Annotated in this window: 3 protein-coding genes; 2 read left to right on the top strand and 1 reads right to left on the bottom strand. The window is 52.2% G+C overall.

Translation table 11 applies throughout. The annotated features are described in order from the left end of the window. Positions 1 to 606 (top strand): transposase (locus AMM33_RS12150; RefSeq protein ID WP_194945428.1); only part of this gene is annotated, 606 nt, incomplete at its 5' end. A 32-nt stretch (positions 607 to 638) separates the two neighbouring features. Here the strand turns inward: AMM33_RS12150 and fliD are convergent. Then, complete coding sequence (gene fliD / locus AMM33_RS12145) at positions 639 to 2,039, bottom strand: flagellar filament capping protein FliD (RefSeq protein WP_090141594.1); 1,401 nt, start codon at positions 2,037 to 2,039, stop codon at positions 639 to 641. A gap of 209 nt (positions 2,040 to 2,248) precedes the next feature. On the opposite strand from fliD, the gene AMM33_RS12140 reads away from it, so the two are divergent. Next, positions 2,249 to 3,004, top strand: a 756-nt coding sequence (locus tag AMM33_RS12140; RefSeq protein WP_194945427.1) for a transposase, incomplete at its 3' end; no start/stop codon positions are given.

The raw sequence follows: 3,004 nt of genomic DNA, 5'->3' as shown, positions 1-3,004 counted from the left end.
CAGACCAGCATCGACATGTCGCCCGCCTTCATCTCGGGGGTTACCCAGCATTTGCCCAACGCCCGGATCACGTTTGACAAGTTTCACATCATCGGTCACGCAAGCACTGCAGTGGACAAGATGCGCCGGATCGAGCAGAAGACCGACAAGTCTCTCAAGGGCATGCGCTGGACTTTGCTCAAAGACACAGCCAAGCTCAAACCGGAGGCGGCAGCTGAACTGGRTGCGTTGATGGCCAAGATGACCGTCAAACGCACGGCCAGGGCGTGGTCCTACAAAGAGCAGTTGCGTGAGATCCTTGATCGAAAGCAGATCAACGTTGTGCGAACCATGCTGGATCACTGGTGCACATGCGTGATGCGCTCCAAGGTCGAACCGATGAAGGACGTTGCCAAGATGATCCGCGCTCATATGGAAGGCATCGTGGCCTGGGCGCAGACACGCCAGACCAACGGATTCCTCGAAGCCATCAACGGTTTGTTCCAGGCATCCAAGCGTCGTGCGCGTGGGTTTACGCGAATCACAACGATCAAGACTGTCATCTTCTTGATCGCCGGGAGACTCGACTTCCACGCTATCAATCCTCATGCTGGGCAACCCACTTGAAATTCATCAGAGCCAGATTTTTTCATCGTTATTCATTTGGTCATGGATGCAAGCTGTTGGGACACGTAGCTGTTCAGCGCATTCAAGCTTCCAACTTTGCTGTCCATGCTGTTGTAGACCTTGATCAATCTCGCTTGAGCGCGATCCGCTCGATCGTTGACGCGTTCCTGGTCTTGCAAGTTGCGTTTGATCGCCGATTGCAAAGCGTCGGCTCGTGCGGCAACACGCCCATCGGTGTCCAGGGCATGTTTGATGAAAGTTTCAACCTTTTTGGCAAAACCCATACTTTCAAATCCTGTGCTGGCTGTAAACAACGCCTTCACGGCGCTGGGGTTTGCCAGCGCACTTTCAAATTTTTTAGAGTCGACACCCAGGGATCCATCACGTTGAATAGAAATCCCAACATCCGAGAGTCTTTGAAATGTAAATCCTGGCATTTCGCTGCGGAACAAGCTTCGCAACGCAGATTGAACCCCGACTGCAGTGGAGTCACCTTGAAGCGGTGCGGATGATTTCTTGTCCGTGTTGTACTTCACTGCATTGCCCAAGGTTGAATTGAGGGCATTGAATGAATCGATCAATGCTTGTATATTTTTCTTCATTGATTCTTGGTCATTTTCAACACTGATTTTTACGGGCGTTGAGCTGACTTGCTGCAAAGAAAAGCTCATCCCCGGCAGGGCTTGCGTGATCGTGTTGCTCGCTGAAGTCAGTTCGATACCATCCACCTTGAACTGTGCATCTTGAGCGAATTGTTCGCCAAACGGGCTCATGAATCTCAATGCGGCAGCCGCAGGCTCAAACCCAGGATCTGGCGCAGCATCAGAGGGTTTAAAGCTGACATTGAAACCCTGATCCTTACCTGTATTGCGTGAGCGCAAAACCAGCCTCTCACCCGAAACATCTTGAACCACATAGGCCTGCACACTGCCGCCACTGCTGTTGATTTTTGCGGCGAAGGTGCTGACGGTTTTTTGTCCACCCTTGATCGAGATGACAGTGGGCCCCCCCCCGTTGGATGAAAAAACACCAGAGGCCCAACTGCCTTGTTGAATTTCCAGGGTGCCATCGCTCAATGTCTGATCCATCGCAACAGTTGCGAAGCTGCTGACTTGTCCTTTGGCTAATTTGAGAACTTCCAGATCTAGTTTAACGGGCATCGCGCTGCTGCCTGCCGTAGCGGTGACAGCAGCACTATTTGAACTGGTGACTTTGAATTGTGACCAGGCATCATTGCTGCTCAATTTGGCTGCCGCATCTTGCAGACTGGCCATTTGGGACTTGACTTGCCCATAAACCGACAAGCGAGACTCTAAGGTTCCGACCTGCTTTTTCAACTGCACCAAGGGCTGGCGCTCCAAATCAGACAACTTATTGACAATACCAGCGATGTCCACACCACTGCCAATGCCTGGGCTCGAAATAATGGGCATGATTCATCCTTCAGGAACGACTTAGAAATTCATGGGTCAGAAGCTTAAAGTTGACTTCAACTGGCCCATTAAGGATTTCAAAAAGCCATAGGCTTCTTCCTATTTATCGGCAAAGTGGCCACAGATATTGAGGCTTTCAAAAAAACGGTTCTCTTGAAATTTGAGTGGGTAAGCTTCTGCCATATTGATCAACTTTTGAGCGTGAATTGATGACTGCCAAGCTGTTTGAATCTGCCCTGGGCATCACTGACCCGTGGTGCGTTGCCTCGGTTGAGTTCGACGAAGGTGCCAAGACCTTGACGATATTGATTGACTTCAAAGTCGGCAGTCGCTTTGCAGTCTCGGGTCACGATGGGCTGCATGGTGTGCACGACACGGTGGCCAAGACGTATCGGCACCTGAACTTCTTTCAACACGAGTGCCATCTGCAAGTTCGCACGCCTCGCGTGAAACTTCCCAACGGTTCGGTGCGGTTGGTCGAGCCTGATTTTGCCGGGCGACTTAATGGCTTCACCTTGCTGTTTGAAGCCTTCATTCTGATGCTGTCTGGCCAGATGCCATTTGCCGCCGTCTCGCGTCTTGTCGGGGAGTCGCCGCACAAGGTTCTGGCCGTGTGCGAAAAGTATGTTGAGATGGCCTGTGGCTTGGCAGATCACTCGGATGTCACGGCACTGGCGATTGATGAGACTTCGCGTGCCAGGGGACACAGCTACGTCACGCTGGCCGCTGATGCCGTTGCCAGGCGCGTGTTGTTTGTAACCGAAGGGCGCGATGCTAAAACCATCAAGGAACTGGCGTCCTACCTGGAAGACCATGGCTGCCCGTGCGAAAACATCATCCAGACCAGCATCGACATGTCGCCCGCCTTCATCTCGGGGGTTACCCAGCATTTGCCCAACGCCCGGATCACGTTTGACAAGTTTCACATCATCGGTCACGCAAGCACTGCAGTGGACAAGATGCGC

Origin of the sequence: Limnohabitans sp. DM1 (genome assembly GCF_001269385.1) — a bacterium.
Taxonomy (GTDB): Bacteria; Pseudomonadota; Gammaproteobacteria; order Burkholderiales; family Burkholderiaceae_C; genus Limnohabitans_A.
Note: the sequence above shows the minus strand (reverse complement) of the source record. Positions and strands in the feature narration are given on the sequence as shown.

Excerpts from the sequence above, each read along its gene's own strand:
- fliD (WP_090141594.1), bottom strand. The coding sequence starts at position 2,039 with ATGCCCATTATTTCGAGCCCAGGCATTGGCAGTGGTGTGGACATCGCT.